The 15644-nt window shown below is 70.5% G+C and carries 15 protein-coding genes; 5 read left to right on the top strand and 10 right to left on the bottom strand.

Going from position 1 to position 15644, the window contains the following annotated elements:
* Positions 1-20 precede the first annotated feature (20 nt).
* Positions 21-881 (bottom strand): aminodeoxychorismate lyase, encoded by an 861-nt coding sequence (locus tag ABEU20_RS13025; protein WP_420164831.1) that lies wholly within the window; start codon positions 879-881, stop codon positions 21-23.
* A gap of 88 nt (positions 882-969) precedes the next feature.
* Between ABEU20_RS13025 and ygfZ the strand changes: the two genes are divergently transcribed.
* From ygfZ to ABEU20_RS13045, 4 genes are all read left to right on the top strand, one after another.
* A complete protein-coding gene (gene ygfZ / locus ABEU20_RS13030; RefSeq protein WP_420164832.1) occupies positions 970-2100 on the top strand; it encodes a CAF17-like 4Fe-4S cluster assembly/insertion protein YgfZ in 1131 nt (376 codons plus the stop codon).
* Entirely contained in the window at positions 2097-2747 is a 651-nt protein-coding gene (locus ABEU20_RS13035; protein WP_420164833.1) for an MOSC domain-containing protein, read from the top strand. Before ygfZ ends, ABEU20_RS13035 begins: the two co-directional genes overlap by 4 nt.
* Positions 2744-3697: an asparaginase gene (locus ABEU20_RS13040; RefSeq protein ID WP_420164834.1), complete on the top strand. Its 954-nt coding sequence runs from the start codon at positions 2744-2746 to the stop codon at positions 3695-3697. Before ABEU20_RS13035 ends, ABEU20_RS13040 begins: the two co-directional genes overlap by 4 nt.
* 185 nt (positions 3698-3882) lie before the next feature.
* Positions 3883-4098, top strand: a complete 216-nt coding sequence (locus tag ABEU20_RS13045; protein WP_420164835.1) for a DUF3073 domain-containing protein — start codon at positions 3883-3885, stop codon at positions 4096-4098.
* A gap of 170 nt (positions 4099-4268) precedes the next feature.
* Here the strand turns inward: ABEU20_RS13045 and purM are convergent, their stop codons facing one another.
* The 3 genes from purM to ABEU20_RS13060 all read right to left on the bottom strand — a co-directional run bounded on the left by purM (position 4269) and on the right by ABEU20_RS13060 (position 7566).
* Entirely contained in the window at positions 4269-5348 is a 1080-nt protein-coding gene (gene purM, locus ABEU20_RS13050; protein WP_022594223.1) for a phosphoribosylformylglycinamidine cyclo-ligase, read from the bottom strand.
* A gap of 142 nt (positions 5349-5490) precedes the next feature.
* On the bottom strand, positions 5491-7071 hold the full coding sequence (purF, locus tag ABEU20_RS13055) for an amidophosphoribosyltransferase (RefSeq protein ID WP_420164836.1): 1581 nt from the start codon (positions 7069-7071) through the stop codon (positions 5491-5493).
* Between the two features lie 108 nt (positions 7072-7179).
* A complete protein-coding gene (locus ABEU20_RS13060; protein ID WP_420164837.1) occupies positions 7180-7566 on the bottom strand; it encodes a sterol carrier family protein in 387 nt (128 codons plus the stop codon).
* A gap of 59 nt (positions 7567-7625) precedes the next feature.
* Between ABEU20_RS13060 and ABEU20_RS13065 the strand changes: the two genes are divergently transcribed.
* The gene (locus tag ABEU20_RS13065; RefSeq protein WP_420164838.1) at positions 7626-8078 is read left to right on the top strand and encodes a PPOX class F420-dependent oxidoreductase; all 453 of its coding nucleotides are present in this window, start codon (positions 7626-7628) and stop codon (positions 8076-8078) included.
* A 7-nt stretch (positions 8079-8085) separates the two neighbouring features.
* Here ABEU20_RS13065 and ABEU20_RS13070 read toward each other — a convergent pair whose 3' ends face one another.
* The 6 genes from ABEU20_RS13070 to ABEU20_RS13095 all read right to left on the bottom strand — a co-directional run bounded on the left by ABEU20_RS13070 (position 8086) and on the right by ABEU20_RS13095 (position 15615).
* Complete coding sequence (locus tag ABEU20_RS13070; RefSeq protein ID WP_420164839.1) at positions 8086-8751, bottom strand: CPBP family intramembrane glutamic endopeptidase; 666 nt, start codon at positions 8749-8751, stop codon at positions 8086-8088.
* Positions 8748-10529: an alpha/beta hydrolase gene (locus ABEU20_RS13075; RefSeq protein WP_420164840.1), complete on the bottom strand. Its 1782-nt coding sequence runs from the start codon at positions 10527-10529 to the stop codon at positions 8748-8750. Before ABEU20_RS13075 ends, ABEU20_RS13070 begins: the two co-directional genes overlap by 4 nt.
* 3 nt (positions 10530-10532) lie before the next feature.
* Positions 10533-12812, bottom strand: coding sequence for a phosphoribosylformylglycinamidine synthase subunit PurL (gene purL, locus ABEU20_RS13080; RefSeq protein WP_420164841.1), 2280 nt, complete (start codon positions 12810-12812; stop codon positions 10533-10535).
* Between the two features lie 220 nt (positions 12813-13032).
* The gene (locus ABEU20_RS13085; protein ID WP_420164842.1) at positions 13033-13767 is read right to left on the bottom strand and encodes a hypothetical protein; all 735 of its coding nucleotides are present in this window, start codon (positions 13765-13767) and stop codon (positions 13033-13035) included.
* Positions 13768-13930: 163 nt separating this feature from the next.
* Positions 13931-15223, bottom strand: a complete 1293-nt coding sequence (locus ABEU20_RS13090; protein ID WP_420164843.1) for a M18 family aminopeptidase — start codon at positions 15221-15223, stop codon at positions 13931-13933.
* A 41-nt stretch (positions 15224-15264) separates the two neighbouring features.
* Positions 15265-15615 carry a VOC family protein gene (locus ABEU20_RS13095; RefSeq protein ID WP_420164844.1) on the bottom strand — a complete coding sequence of 117 codons (351 nt, stop codon included), beginning with the start codon at positions 15613-15615 and terminating at the stop codon, positions 15265-15267.
* Positions 15616-15644 lie beyond the last annotated feature (29 nt).

The raw sequence follows: 15644 nt of genomic DNA on the forward strand, positions 1-15644 counted from the left end.
CGGTACAAACCTAGCCGGGGTCAGTCGGAACCGATCGTCTCGACGGCCAACTCGACGAGAGAGGCGACGTCCTCGGCCGCCGGAGGCGGCGGCAGCACGAGCCCGTCGAGGGTGTGGATCCGGGCCGCGAGCGTCACACTCGAAACCAGCCAGACACCTTCTGCCGCAATGAGATCGGACGGGAACAGGGGTGCGTACTCGCACGCGTACCCCTTGTCCGGAGCGACCTCGAAGAGCGCCTTCTGCGTGGTGCCCGGGAGGATGCCCTGTTCCGGAGGCGGAGTGATCAACGTCTTACCCCGGGCGATCACGACGGTCGACCGCGGACCCTCGAGAATTCTGCCCTCGCTGCTCGTGAAGACGACGTCGTCGGCGCCCTGCGCCTGCGCGTGCCGCAGCGCCGCCATGTTGGTCGCATAGGACAACGTCTTCGCCCCCAACAGCTGCCACGGCGCCGCCGCGGACAGATCGACCGAGTAGCCCCGCGGCAGCGTCAGCGCCGACACTCCGTCCCGCCGCGCTCGCAGCACTCTGTCGGCCACCGCGCCGACCGTCGCGAACGCCGTCGGCGGGCCGCCCCCCTCCCGGCCCCGGCTGAGCACCAGACGCATCCAGCCTTCCCGGTCACCGCCCCACTCCCGGGCTGCGGCCTCGATCGCGCGGGTCCACAGCCCGCGCCCGGGCCACGGCAGATCCAGGGCGCGCGCCGACGCCTCCAACCGATCGAGGTGCAGGGCCGGCTTGCAGGCCCGCCCGTCGCGCACGAGCAGCGTCTCGAACACGCCGTCGCCGCGGACGACCGCGAGGTCGTCCACGTGCAGCAGGGGCGTGCCGGCATCCCGGACCTGCCCGTCGAGCGTCACCAGAACCTGCTCAGCCATACGCCCACCATAACCAGCACCGGCCACGACCAGCAGTTCCACACCCGCCCACCCCTGCACCGCGGGCCCGCGCTTCTAGAATGGGCCCGTGTCCGACACTCCGCTCGTTGCACCCAGTCCACTCCTCTCCTCCCCCGGCGCCGTACCGCCTCTCGACGGGTCACCCGACGCCGGTGTCGCCTGGCATCACGGCGACCCGTTCGCCGAACAGCGCGCCGCGATCCGGTCGGCGGCCGTGATCGACCGCTCCCACCGGTTCGTCATCGCGATCTCCGGCGAGGAACGGCTCACCTGGTTGCACACCATTTCCAGCCAGCACGTCGCCGCGCTGCCGGACCGGACGAGCACCGAGAACCTGAGCCTCGATCTCAACGGCCGCGTCGAACACCACTTCGTGATGACCGATATCGACGGCGTCACGTGGATCGACACGGAGGCCGACCGCGGCCCCGATCTGCTCGGGTTCCTGCAGAAGATGGTGTTCTGGTCCAAGGCCGAACCGCGGGACGGCAACGAGATGGCCCTGCTGAGTCTGCTCGGCCCCGATGTCGCGTCGTCCGCGATCGTCCAGGCGCTCGGTGTGGCCGCGCTGCCGGGCATGTACGAGGCCGTCCCCCTCGACGGTGGCGGTTTCGTCCGGCGCATGCCGTGGCCCACCGCCGATTCGTTCGACCTGCTCGTCCCCCGCACCGACCTACCCGCGTGGTGGTCACGTCTCGTGGACGCCGGCGCCCGCCCGGCCGGCACGTGGGCGTTCGAGGCGCTGCGCGTCGCGGCCCACCGGCCCCGGATCGGACTCGACACCGACGACCGCACCATCCCGCACGAGGCCGGCTGGATCGGCGGCCCCGCCGAGCACGGCGCCGTGCACCTCGACAAGGGCTGCTACCGCGGCCAGGAGACCGTCGCGCGCGTCCACAATCTCGGGAAGCCGCCGCGGCACCTGGTGATGCTGCACCTCGACGGCTCGGCCGAGGGCCGGCCGGAGGTGGGCGAGGCGCTGACCGCCGGCGGGCGCGCAGTGGGCCGGGTCGGCACCGTCGTCGACCACTTCGAGGAGGGGCCGATCGCACTCGCGCTCGTCAAACGGTCCGTTCCCGCCGACACCGAGCTCGCGGCCGGGCCGTGTGCCGCCGCCATCGACGCGGACTCGATTCCGCGGCACGACGACTTCCAGGCGGGCCGGGCGGCGGTCGACAAGTTGCGCGGGCGCGAGTGACCGGGCGGGTCGAGTCGGTGTGCGTCGTGTTCGCCGAACTCGACGTGCCCAGCCGCCGCTCACCACGCACGGCCATCGACAAGCGTCCGGTGACCGGCCCCGTACGCGTCGAGACCGGCGGTGTGGCCGGCGATCACGTGTGCGATACGAAGTTCCACGGCGGCCGCGACAAGGCCGTCTACGCGTACTCCGCCGAGGAGGCCGAGCGGTGGGGCGCCGACCTGGGACGGGAACTGGCTCCCGGCTGGTTCGGGGAGAACCTCCGGGTGGCCGGGGTCGCGACGACGGACGCGGTGGTCGGCACCCGCTGGCGGATCGGATCCACCGAACTCGAGGTCACCGAACCGCGGGTGCCGTGCGGCACCTTCGCGCACTGGACCGGCGAGCCCCGGTGGGTCAAGCGTTTCACCGAGAGAGGCGACGTCGGCGCGTATCTGCGAGTGCTGACACCGGGCCTGCTGCGGGCCGGCGACCCGGTCGAGATCGTGTCCGTCCCGGCGCACGGCGTGACCGTCCGCGACGTGTTCACGGGTGACGCACCGGACCGACTGCGCGCCCTCCTGACCGCCCAAGCCGATCTCGCGGACGGGGCCGCCACCCGAGTCCGGAAATTCTTGAACCGTCTCGAGGAACAGGTGCCGTCGTGAGTGTCGAACTGGTGGAAGTCGTCCGATCCGGGTTCCGCGAGTGCGTGCACCGCGGTTCGCTCGTCGTGGTGGCACCCGACGGCACGCCCTCGATCGAAGTCGGCGAGGTGCACACCCCGATCTACCCGCGCTCGTCGAACAAGCCGATGCAGGCCGTCGCGTTGCTCCGCGCCGGTTTCGCGCCGCGTTCGACCGAGGAACTGGCGATCGCGTCGGCGTCCCACGAGGGCGAGACCGCGCACGTCGACCTGGTCGAACGACTTCTCGGGCACACCGGGCTCGAGGAGCGCCGACTGCTGTGCCCGCCGGACCTGCCGGGCAACGAGCAGGCCCGCGCCGAGGTCCTCGCCGCCGGCGCACCGCGCCGGCCGGTCTACATGAACTGCTCCGGTAAACACGCCGCGATGCTCGCGGCGTGCGTTGCGAACGACTGGCCGCTCGACTCGTACCTCGACCCGGGGCACCCGCTGCAGCAGGTCGTGATCGAGACGATCGCGGACCTCACCGGCGAACCGGAGACCGAACTCGGCATCGACGGCTGCGGGCTGCCCATCGTCCCGGTATCGCTCACCAATCTCGCGCGCGCCTTCGGCCGTCTCGTCACCGCGGACCCCGGAACCCCCGAGCGATCGGTCGCCGACGCGATCCGCGCGCACCCGTACCTGATTTCCGGCACCGGACGCGACGACGCGCGACTGATGCCCGCCGTACCCGGGTTGCTGTGCAAGGCCGGAGCCGACGGCGTCCACGCCGGCGCGCTGCCCGACGGCACCGCGTTCGCCTTCAAGATCGACGACGGCCACGAGCGGGCCCGGTTGCCGCTCACCGCGGCACTGCTGCACCGCCTCGGGGTGAGCTGGTCCGAGGACCACGCCGCGCTGGCCTCGCAACCGGTACTCGGTGGGGGTACCCGGGTCGGCACCGTACGCGCCGTGCCCGGTGTGTTCTAGCCTGCACAAATCGGGCATACGAGCAGCTCACAGGCCCTGTGAGACTAATCAGACACCACGGGGCGCCATACGTGGAGGCGGAAGCGAGATTTGCACGCTAGAGTGTGGGTCAGGAAAACATCAACACTCAACGCGGGGCCGCCAAATTCCCCAGGCCGCCCCGCGAAAGCGCGAGGGGGTCAGCCATGGGCCGCGGCCGGGCTAAGGCAAAGCAGACCAAGGTTGCACGGGAGCTCAAATACAGCTCGCCGTCCACGGATTTCGACAGCTTGCAACGAGAGCTCTCGAACGGCGGAGCACCGAGCTCGCCCCGCAATGGCGGAGTGATCGCGGACAAGCGCGCCGACGAGGATTCTCGCTCGCGCTGGGACGAGGACGACTACGACGACTGGCGTCGTTGACTGTCGTACTGACGTCACCTGACACACCTCGAGATGAGGGGGAGCCGGCCGGCTCCCCCTCATTTCGTGGTATCCGGCGATCGCTGTAGCGCCCGGGAACCTGTGCCGCAGACACGTCGTCCCCGGTACCTCGTGCGAGGTACCGGGGACGTGCGCGGTGTACGGGAGCGTCAGAAGCGCGGGTGGTCGCCCAGGAGCAGCGCACGCGCGGCGTCGCCGTCCGATGCCTTCTTGACGGTGCCGAGCGTCCAGCAGTCGATGTGGCGTGCGGTGAGCACCGCCATCGCGCGGTCGACGTCCTCGGGCGCGACGATCGCGACCATGCCGACGCCCATGTTGAACGTCTGCTCCATCTCGGCGCGCTCGACGCGGCCGCGCTGCGCGATCATCGTGAAGATCGGGGCCGGGCTCCAGGTGCCGCGGTCCAGCTCGGCGACGAGACCCTTCGGCATGACGCGCGCGAGGTTGTTCGCGAGTCCGCCGCCGGTGACATGGCAGAAGGTGCGCACATCCGTCTCGGCCGCAAGGGCCAGGCAGTCCTTGGCGTAGATCTTGGTGGGCTCGAGCAGTTCCTCGCCCAGCGTGCGGCCGAACTCGTCGACGTGGCCGGTCAGCGACATCCGGTCGATCTCGAGCAGCACCTTGCGGGCCAGCGAGTAGCCGTTGGAGTGCAGACCCGACGCGCCCATACCGATCACGACGTCGCCCGGACGGACCCGGTCGGGACCGAGGACCTGATCGGCCTCGACGACGCCGACGCCGGTCGCGGAGATGTCGTAGTCACCGTCGGCCATCACACCGGGGTGCTCGGCCGTCTCGCCACCGAGCAGCGCGCAGCCGGCCTGGATGCAGCCCTCGGCGATGCCGCCGACGATCTCCGCGACCCGCTCCGGCACGACGCGGCCGACGGCGATGTAGTCCTGCAGGAACAGCGGCTCGGCACCGCACACGACGAGGTCGTCGACAACCATCGCGACGAGGTCGAGGCCGACCGTGTCGTGCTTGTCCATCGCCTGCGCGACCGCCAGCTTGGTTCCGACACCGTCGGTGGACGCTGCGAGCAGCGGCTCCTTGTAGTCGCCCTTGAGCGAGAACAGGCCGGCGAACCCGCCGAGGCCACCCATCACCTCGGGGCGGCTGGCCTTCTTCGCCAGGGGGGCGAACAGCTCGACTGCCCGGTCGCCCGCCTCGATGTCCACTCCTGCGGCGGCGTACGAAGCGCCCTGCGTGCGGGTACTGTCCTCGGTCATCGGTTTCTGGCTCCAGCCTTGATCTCGGTGAATGTCGACTCCGGCGCCAGCCGTCGTCGGGCATACGTGTACAGGCGCAATCACCTCGATTGCGCCCTAACGCTACCGGAGTGCGATGGGCACTCCGGCAGCGTCCTGCGAACTAGGGGCGGGACAGCGCGTCCGCGTTGTCGTTGTCATGACTGACCGAGGCGCCGGCGGCCGACTCCAACATCCCCTCGAGGACGTTCTTGCCGATGCCGCCTTCCGGCAGCGCGATCGGGTAGTTGCCGTCGAAGCACGCAGAGCACAGACGCGAGCGGGGCTGCTCGGTGGCCGCGACCATGCCGTCGATCGAGATGTAGCCGAGCGAGTCGGCACCGATCGACCGGCGGACGCCGTCGAGCATCTCGTCGAAGGTGGCGTTCACGCCACTGCCCTCGGCACCGTTCGCGATGAGCTCGGCGGGCGACGCGAAGTCGATGCCGTAGAAGCACGGCCACTTGACCGGCGGCGACGCGATGCGGACGTGGATCTCGAGCGCACCGGCCTCCCGGAGCATGCGGATCAGGGCACGCTGGGTGTTGCCGCGCACGATCGAGTCGTCGACGACGACGAGGCGCTTGCCGCGGATGACTTCCTTGAGCGGATTCAGCTTGAGCCGGATGCCGAGCTGACGGATGGTCTGCGACGGCTGGATGAAGGTGCGGCCCACGTAGGCGTTCTTCATCAGACCCTGGCCGTAGGGGATGCCCGAGCCCTGCGCGTACCCGACCGCGGCAGGGGTGCCGGACTCGGGGACCGGGATGACCAGGTCACCCTCGGCGGGGTGCTCCTTGGCGAGGCGGCGGCCGATCTCGACGCGCGTCGAGTGCACCGAACGGCCGGAGATCACGCTGTCGGGGCGGGCCAGGTAGACGTACTCGAACACGCAACCCTTGGGCTCGGGGTTCGCGAACCGCGAGGACCGGACGCCGTCGGCGTCGATCGCGAGCAGCTCACCGGGCTCGATCTCGCGCACGAACGACGCGCCGACGATGTCGAGGGCGGCGGTCTCGCTCGCGACCACCCAGCCGCGGTCGAGGCGACCGAGGCACAGCGGACGGATGCCGTGCGGATCGCGCGCCGCGTACAGCGTGTGCTCGTCCATGAACGTCAGGCAGAACGCACCGCGCAACGTCGGCAGCAGCTTCATCGCGGCCTGCTCGATCGTGCTGTCGGCCGCGGCGTGCGCCAGCAGCGCACCCACGATGTCCGAGTCCGACGTCGCGGCGCCCGGACGCTTCTCGTCGACCAGACCGGCCTGCCGCGCGCGCTGCGCGAGTTCGGCCGTGTTGACGAGGTTGCCGTTGTGGCCCAGCGCGACGCCGGTGCCGGCGGCGGTGGTGCGGAAGATCGGCTGCGCGTTCTCCCACGTGGTGGAGCCGGTGGTCGAGTAGCGGCAGTGGCCGATGGCGACGTGCCCCGGCATGGCGCCGAGTGTCTGCTCGTCGAACACCTGACTGACCAGACCGAGGTCCTTGAAGACCAGCACCTGCGAGCCGTCCGCGACAGCGATGCCGGCGGCCTCCTGGCCTCGATGCTGGAGGGCGTAGAGCCCGTAGTACGTCAGCTTGGCAACGTCCTCGCCCGGCGCCCAGACACCGAAGACGCCGCACTCTTCGCGAGGTTCGTTCTCGTCCTCGTCTGGTGCGGTCGTAGCGAGAAGATTCCGACTGTTGACCGACAGTTCGGCACAAGTCACGGCAAGCGCTCCCTAAGGGGATTCGGTGCGGGGGGCGTGCCCCATTCTAACTACCGCTCGGCGCGAGTTCGACGATCGGTGCACGAGATCACGCCGATGAGACTCGAGTCACAGGCGGAGCAGCGGCAACCAGTGCGCGATCTCCCCCGCCCGGCCGCCCGACGAACTCAGTGAACCGCCCGCGACCGCGTCGTCGAATGCGAGCAGTCCGGTGGCGAGTCCCAGCCACGTCCGGGGGTCCGTCTCGACGACGTTCGGCGGCGTTCCGCGGGTGTGCCGGGGCCCCTCGATGCACTGCACCGCCACGAACGGCGGCACCCGCACCTCGACGCTCGAACCCGGCGCGATCTGCTCGAGCGTCCGGGCACTGAGCCGGACCGCGGCCGCGAGCTCGGCGCGGGCGGGCTTGTCCTCGACCTCACCGCGGAGCCACGGGCCGACCGCGAGCAACGCGCTGCGGAGTTCGGCGGGATCGACGGCACGACGGGCTGGCATGGGCACCGAATCTACCGACCCGGCGGAACAAGCCCGTCGGCGCTGCGGTTGCACGAGCCATGAGCACCGACGTCGACGCGCAACGCCCACTTCTCGATCTCGTTGCGTCGCAGAACAAGGCGATCCTCGCGACCGTGAAGCGCGACGGCCGTCCGCAGTTGTCCAACGTCCTCTACGCGTGGGACCCGGACACCCACACCGCCCGGGTGTCGGTCACCGCCGATCGCGCGAAGACCCGCAACGCCGCGCGCGACCCGCGGGTCTCGCTGCACGTGAGCTCCCCGGACTTCTGGAGCTACGCCGTCGTCGAGGGCGACGCGGAACTGTCCGCGGTCGCCGCCGATCCGCACGACGCCGCGTCGGACGAACTCGTCGACGTCTACCGCGCGGCGACGGGGCGTGAGCACGAGGACTGGGAGGAGTTCCGGCGCGCGATGGTCCAGGAGCGCCGCCAGGTGCTGCGCGTCCGCACCGACCGCGTGTACGGCATGGCGCAATTGCCCGTGCCCTGACGTCGCCTCACACCGGTGGCAGCGGCACCTCGACGGCGCCCGCGGTCAGCTGGATGCGACGCAGCATCAGTGCGCCGCCGACGTTGACGGCCAGGTGCAGCAGCGCGGGCGCGAGCACGCTGCCGCTGCGGGCGCGCAGCCAGTCGAACACGAGCGACGCCGACGCCGTGAACACGACGGTGCCGGGTACCGAGTCGTTCGCGACGTGTGCGGGGTGCACGTGCCACAGCCCGAACGCGGCCGCGCGGATCGCCGCCGCCCCCGGCGGCGGGAACGCCCGATCGGTGAGCGCGGTCAGCAGTCCCCGGAACAGCAGCTCCTCCGTCACGACGGTGCCGAACGGGATGTGCGCGGCCACCCATTCGACGAAGTCGCGGCGGACCTCGTCGGGCACGACGAACCGGTTGTGCAGCGACGGCACCGCCAGCGCGACCGCGTAGCCGGCGACGGGAGCCGCCGCGGCGGCACTCCCCCACCGCAGCCCGGCACGAATGTTGCCGAGCCCCACCTCGTTCCGGCGCAGACCGCCGGCCATCCCGGCGGCGGTCGCTGCCGCTGCCACCACCGCGCCGGCGGTCGCCCGATGCCGCGACGACAGCCGCAGCGCGGGCAGCACCCCGTTGTTCCAGGCGACGAGCGCCGACGCGAAGCCCAGCGCGGTCGCCCGTTTCACTTCTCGGGCCCGTCGTGCCCGCGCAGGTCCTCGAGCACGCCTCGCACCCGCTCGGTGTCGGCGGGGGTCCAGCCCTCCGGGGAGGTCACGGTGACCCAGCCGTCGAGGATGACGGTGCCGTAGTTGTGGCCGTGGCCGTCCGGTACGCCGGCCGCGTTCGCGAGGTCCGCGCTCACCTGCCAGAAAGTGACGAACGGGAACCACTTCATCGACGGCAGCCGATCGAAACCCGGTGGCTCCGACAGCCAGTCGGGCCGTGCGAACGCCAGGTCCGGCGACCACCACACGACCGGGTCCGACGGATGCTGGATGTAGAGCACCCGGGGCTCGAGCCACGGCCCGGGGCCACCCGGGATCGCGTCCGCGTCGTCGGCGAACCGCACCACCAGGCCGTCCGCGTACACCGGCTGCACCTCGGGAGTGCCGGGGTCGCGCCGTTCGGTGAGCGCACTCCACAACGGGTTCGAGTTGGGCGGCCCCACCCACAGCACACCGTCGACGGTCTCCCGGATGTCGGCGAGTCCGTCGAAGGCGCCCTCGCCGGCCTGCGTGCCGAGGCTCTCGCCGTACACGTACAGCTTGGGCCGGGTGGCCTCCGGCTTGGTGAGCCAGCGGTCGTGGACGGCGTTGATCAGCGCGTTGCCGGCGACCGCGGCCCGGCCGCGGTCGGCGACGAACGAGATCCAGCTCGGCAGGTACGAGTACTGGGCCGCGACGAGCGCGCTGTCACCGTTCTCGACGAGCTCGATCGCCTGCGCGGCGGTGGGATTGACCCAGCCGGTGCCGGTGGTCGGGATGATCACGAGCGTCTTGCGTTCGAAGGCCTTGGTCCGCTCGAGCTCGTCCAGCACGACGTTCATCCGGGCGGCGGTGTCGTCGGCGGTCTCGAGGCCCGCGTACACCCGGATCGGCTCCATGGCGGGCTTGCCGTTCGCGGCGGTCAGATCCTCGGCGTGGATGCCGCCGGAGACGAAGTTCCTGCCCTCGAAGCCGAGGGTGTCCCACGCCGCCGCCGACGCCGGGCTGCCCGACTTCTCGGGCAGGATCGGCTGCACCGCCCCGGGACGGGTCTCGTTGTTCTGGAGGCTGAAGATCGAGTTCACGGCCCCGTAGCCGACCCGCAGCAGGATGCCGTCGACGAGCATGAACACGAGCACCAGCACGACGGCGAACCCGGCCGCCGACGCGGCTGGCCGGGGAATCTTGAGCCACTTGTTGAGCTGTCGGGCGACCCAGCGGACGAGATCGCGCAGCACCCGCCACAGGGATATGAGGGCGGCCGCCACCAGCAGGCTCAGCCCGCCGGTACGGATGTACCCGGTGGTGGTGGTGCCCTCGGCGTTCATCAGCGCCGACAGTTCCCGCTGCCAGCCGGCGGAGTAGACGAGCATGGTGACCGCGGCGAGCGCCGACACCACGGGTACCAGCACCTTGACGGCGCGCATGTACGGCTCCGGCAGCGGCCACCACGACCGGCGCGCGAGGCCGAATTCGTACACGACCCAACCGAGCGCCGTACCCACCGCATACCCGATGGCGGCGTTGATGCCGCCGATCAGTCCCTGGTAGAGCCAGTCACGCGGCAGCAGCGACGGCGTCAGCGACCAGCAGAAGAAGAGCGACGCGAAGGCGATGCCGGTGAAGTCGAGCTTCAGCAGGCCCCACGCCCAGACGACGAACGGATGCCGCTGATCGAACCCGGGGACGGCAGGGGCCACCGGCTGCGAGTCCTCCCGCAGCTCAGTGACCGCCTCCCGTTCGATCCCCGAGTCCGTCACCCATCACCCAAACAGTGCCGGGAGGGTCGACTCGTGCGCCTCGCGCAGCTCGGCCATCGTGACCGAGAACTGGCCCTGCACCTCGACCGAGTCGGAGCCCTCGTCGACGACACCGATCCGGGTCCACGGAAGACCGCGGGCCGAGCACATCCCGGTGAAGCGGGTCTCCTCGGTGCGCGGCACCGCGACCAGCACGCGGCCGGTCGACTCGGAGAACAGCGTCACGAACGGGTCCTCGCCCTCCGGCAGCAGGATCCGGCAGCCGGTCTCGCCCGCCAGCGCGGCCTCGACGACGGCCTGCGCGAGGCCACCCTCCGAGAGATCGTGCGCGGCCGAGATCAGGCCGTCGCGCGAACCCGCGAGCAGGATGTCGGCGAGCAGGCGCTCACGCTCGAGGTCGACCTTCGGCGGGACGCCACCGAGGTGGCCGTGCTCGACCTGGGCCCAGATGGAGCCGTCGAACTCGTCACGGGTCTCGCCCAGCAGGATCAGCGTCTCGCCGGGCTCGAGGCCCAGGCCGGTGGGGATGCGACGGTGCACGTCGTCGATCACGCCGAGTACGGCGACGACCGGCGTCGGCAGGATCGCGGTGGAGCCGGTCTGGTTGTAGAAGCTGACGTTGCCGCCGGTGACCGGGATGCCGAGCTGCGCGCAGCCGTCGGCCAGGCCGCGCACCGCCTGCTGGAACTGCCACATCACGCCCGGATCCTCCGGCGAACCGAAGTTGAGGCAGTTGGAGACGGCCTTGGGGGTGGCACCGGTGACCGCGACGTTGCGGTACGCCTCGGCCAGCGCGAGCTGCGCGCCGGCATACGGATCGAGCATCGTGTAGCGGCCCGACGCGTCGGTGGCCAGCGCGATGCCGCGTCCGGTCTCCTCGTCGATACGGACGACGCCGCCGTCGGCATTCTCGGCGAGCACGGTGTTGCCGCGCACGTAGCGGTCGTACTGCTCGGTGATCCACTTGCGGCTGCACAGCGCCGGCGACGAGATCATCTTCAGCAGCGTGGCCTCGAGCTCGTCCGCGGTCTCGGGACGCTTCAGGTTCGTGGTGGTGTCCGCGATCAGCGCGTCCTGCGTGTCGGGGCGCGCGACCGGACGCTCGTACACCGGGCCCTCGTGGGCAATGGTGTTGGCCGGTGCGTCGACGACGGTCTCGCCGTGCCAGTCGATGACGAGGTGTTCGCCGTCGGTGACCTCACCGATCACGGTGGCCAGGACGTCCCACCTCTTGCAGACCTCCATGAACGCGTCGACGTTCTCGGGGGTGACGACCGCGCACATGCGCTCCTGCGACTCGCTGGAGAGCACCTCGGCCGCGGTCATGCCGGTGGCACGCGTCGGAACCTTGTCGAGGTCGATGTGCATACCGCCGTCACCGGCCGCCGCCAGCTCCGAGGTGGCGCAGGACAGACCGGCGCCGCCGAGGTCCTGGATGCCGACGACGAGCTTCTCGCGGTACAGGTCGAGGCAGCACTCGATGAGCACCTTCTCGGTGAACGGATCGCCGACCTGGACGGCGGGCAGCTTCTTGGGGCGGCCGCCGGAGCTGTCGTCGAACGTCTCCGACGCGAGGACGGACACGCCGCCGATGCCGTCGAGGCCGGTGCGCGCACCGAACAGGATGATCTTGTTGCCGGCGCCGGACGCGAACGCCAGGTGCAGGTCCTCGACGCGCATCGCGCCCGCGCACAGCGCGTTCACGAGCGGGTTGCCCTGGTAGGAGGCGTCGAAGACGGTCTCGCCGCCGATGTTGGGCAGGCCGAGGGAGTTGCCGTAGCCGCCGACACCTCGGACGACACCGTCGACGACGCGACGGGTGTCGGCGTGGTCCGCCGCACCGAAACGCAACTGGTCCATGACCGCGATCGGACGCGCACCCATCGCCATGATGTCGCGGACGATGCCGCCGACGCCGGTGGCTGCACCCTGGTAGGGCTCGATGTACGACGGATGGTTGTGCGACTCGACCTTGAAGGTGACCGCCCAGCCGTCTCCGATGTCGACGACGCCCGCGTTCTCGCCGATGCCGGCGAGCATCGAGGCGCGCATCTCGTCGGTGGTGGTCTCACCGAAGTACTTGAGGTGGACCTTCGAGGACTTGTAGGAGCAGTGCTCGCTCCACATCACCGAGTACATCGCGAGCTCGGCGTCGGTGGGACGGCGGCCGAGAATCTCCTTGATGCGGGCGTACTCGTCGTCCTTGAGGCCCAGCTCCTTGTACGGCTGAGCGACGTCGGGAGTCGCGGAAGCGTTGGTGACGGTATCTACCTGCGGAGACACGGGGCGTGTGGTCCCTTCCCTCTGGGAGCGAATCGGCAGGCCGGGCGGCGGGCTGCCACGCCAAAGTCTAGCCGGGGGCACCGACGCGCTGCGCACCCGCTGCGCACGAGAGCGCACCGAACGCCGACGGCCCCCGGAGCCGAGGCTCCGGGGCCGTTCCCGTCGTCACTTCCGGCCGCCCGCGTCGTTGCCGCGCGGGCCGAGTCGACTCGTAGTGCCGTCAGCTCATGTTGCCGAGCACGTTGCCCAGGACTCCGCTGATGACATTGGTCATCGAACCCTGCGGGTCGGTGACGGATCCGAAGACCTGGCCCGATCCGGAGTTCGCGGAGCCGAAGCCCAGATCCTCGAGGCTGCCGGCCCCGGCCTCGACGGGGTTCGGCTGACGAATGGTGACGCACACGCCCATGGGGTTGATGTTCCAGTCGCCGCCCACGAGCACGATGTTGGTGCCGGCGCCGCTGTCGAGTTGGGTGCCGACCACGGCGGTCTCGGGAACCTTGTACGTGGTCTCGAGGGCGATGACGCCGCCACCGGCGGTGGTCCAGCCGCCGCCCGTGGCGATGACGGCATTGTTTCCGACGACAGCGGTGCTCGTGACGTCCGTCCACTGCTGATCGCCGATCAGCCACTTCACGTTCAGCCGAGCCTTCACCAACTGGAAGCCGGCCGGGTGGAAGTCGCGAATCTGGTTGACGAGGGCTCCGGAACCGGAGACCTTGGTGAGGTAGGTGACGGTGCCGCCCGGCGCGACCTTGCCGTCACCGACGACCTCCTTGCTGACGGTGTACGGCGTCCAGACGGAGCCGGGCCAGTCGTCGGTGACCGACTGCTTGAGCGCACACGCGGGCGCGGCCTGCGCCACGGAGGCTCCGAGTCCGACGGTGACACCACCGGCGAGAACTGCCAGGGAGGCGGTTGCGGCCGCGAGGCGGCGCATCGAGCTGCGGGACATCCAGATCTCCATTCGGTAGACGAGGGGCCACCGCCGTGCCGAACATCCCCGCAGTCAGCGCAGAAGCAACCCGTGTCGACCCGCTTCGGGCCGACACGATTACAGCCGTGCCTCTTTCTACTGGACTGTCGTCCAGCTCCGCAGGAGAACGGGAAAACGCCCCCTACCGCCCCGGCGTCAGGAAAGCCGCGAGCGCGTCGGCGTACATGCCGACGTCGCGGGCACCCATCAGCTCGCGGGCCGAGTGCATCGCCAGCTGCGGCGCGCCGACGTCCACGGTCGACAGCCCGGTCCGCGACGCGGTGATGGGGCCGATCGTGGTGCCGCACGGCAGGTCGGCGCGGTGCACGTACCGCTGCATCGGGACGCCCGCGCGATCGCAGGCCAGCGCGAACTCGGCGGCCCCGGCCGCGTCGGACGCGTACCGCAGGTTCTGGTTGACCTTGAGCACGGGGCCGCCGTTGATCTCGATGCGGTGGGCGGGCTCGTGCTGGTCCGGGTAGTTGGGGTGGGTCGCGTGCGCCATGTCGCCCGACGCGCACACCGACCCGGACATCGCCCGCATGAAGTCCTCGCGACCCCCGCCGCGCAGCAGGACGATCCGTTCGAGCACCGAGTTGAGCAGGTCCGAGAAGGCGCCGCGGTCGGACATGCTGCCGACCTCCTCGTGGTCGAACAGCGCCAGCACCGGAGTGCTCTCGCCGGGCTCGGCGACGGCGGCGAGCAGCGCCTGCAGCCCGGCGTAGCACGTACCCTGGTTGTCGAGGCGCGGCGCGCTCACCAGCGACGCATCCTGTCCCACCACCGTCGACGAGGCGAGGTCGTGGGTCATCAGTTCCCAGCCGAGGACCGCGTCCGCGGCGACACCGGCCTCGCCGGCGAGATATCCGATGAACGAGCGCGGTTCGGTGCCCGTCCCCCACACCGCATTGACGTGCCGCTGCGGGTCCAGCTGTACGCCCTTACGTTCCTCGGACAGGTGGATCGCCAGCTGCGGCACCCGCAGGATCGGCCGGTCGACGCGGACCAGCACCTCCTCGACCGCGTCCCCGGCGCGGACGCTCAGGCGCCCGGAGATGCCGAGATCGCGATCGAGCCACGAGTTGAGCCACGCGCCGCCGTACGGCTCGAGGCCGACCAGCTGCCAGCCCGCCGAGACGAGGTCGGGATGCTGCTTGACCCGCAGGTTGGGGCTGTCGGTGTGCCCACCGACGATGCGGAACGGCGACGCGGGACCGCCGTCCGCGACCCCCTCGGTGCTCCACGCGATGAGCGAGCCGCCGCGGATCAGGTAGTAGCGGCCGGGCGCCGACGGCCACGCGTCCGTCTCCCGCAGCTCGGTGAATCCGCTCTCGGTCAACTCGGCCGCGACCGTCGCACACACGTGGAACGGCGACGGCGAGGCGTCGACGAACGAACACAATCCCTGGGCGTCGGCCTGCGTCATCGATGGCATACCGACAATCATGCAGTACCGCAGGGGCCGCGGAGGTTCGGCTAGTGCGCTCCCGAGACGCAGAACTGGTTGCCCTGAGGGTCGGCGAACGTGACCCACCGGAAGCCGTCCATGTTCTCGCGGTGCACCTCGGTGGCGCCGGCCGCGAGGACACGTTCGACCTCGGCATCGAGATCGGCCGATCCCAGGTCCATGTGCTGGCGGTTCTTGCCGGGCGTCGGGTCGCTCACCTTCTGGAAACCCAGTTTCTGGCCCCAGCCGGGGACCCCGACCATGTAGAACCAGCCGTCGTTCTCCTGCTCGACCGTCCCGCCGGTCAGCTCCGCCCACCACTTCGCGAGCGGTCCCGGATCGGTCGAGTCGATCGTGATCATGCCGAGTGTGAGTGCCATGGTCGGACGCTAGCCCAGGGGTCCGACAA

The sequence above is a fragment of the Rhodococcus parequi genome (genome assembly GCF_046042785.1).
GTDB lineage: Bacteria > Actinomycetota > Actinomycetes > Mycobacteriales > Mycobacteriaceae > Prescottella > Prescottella parequi.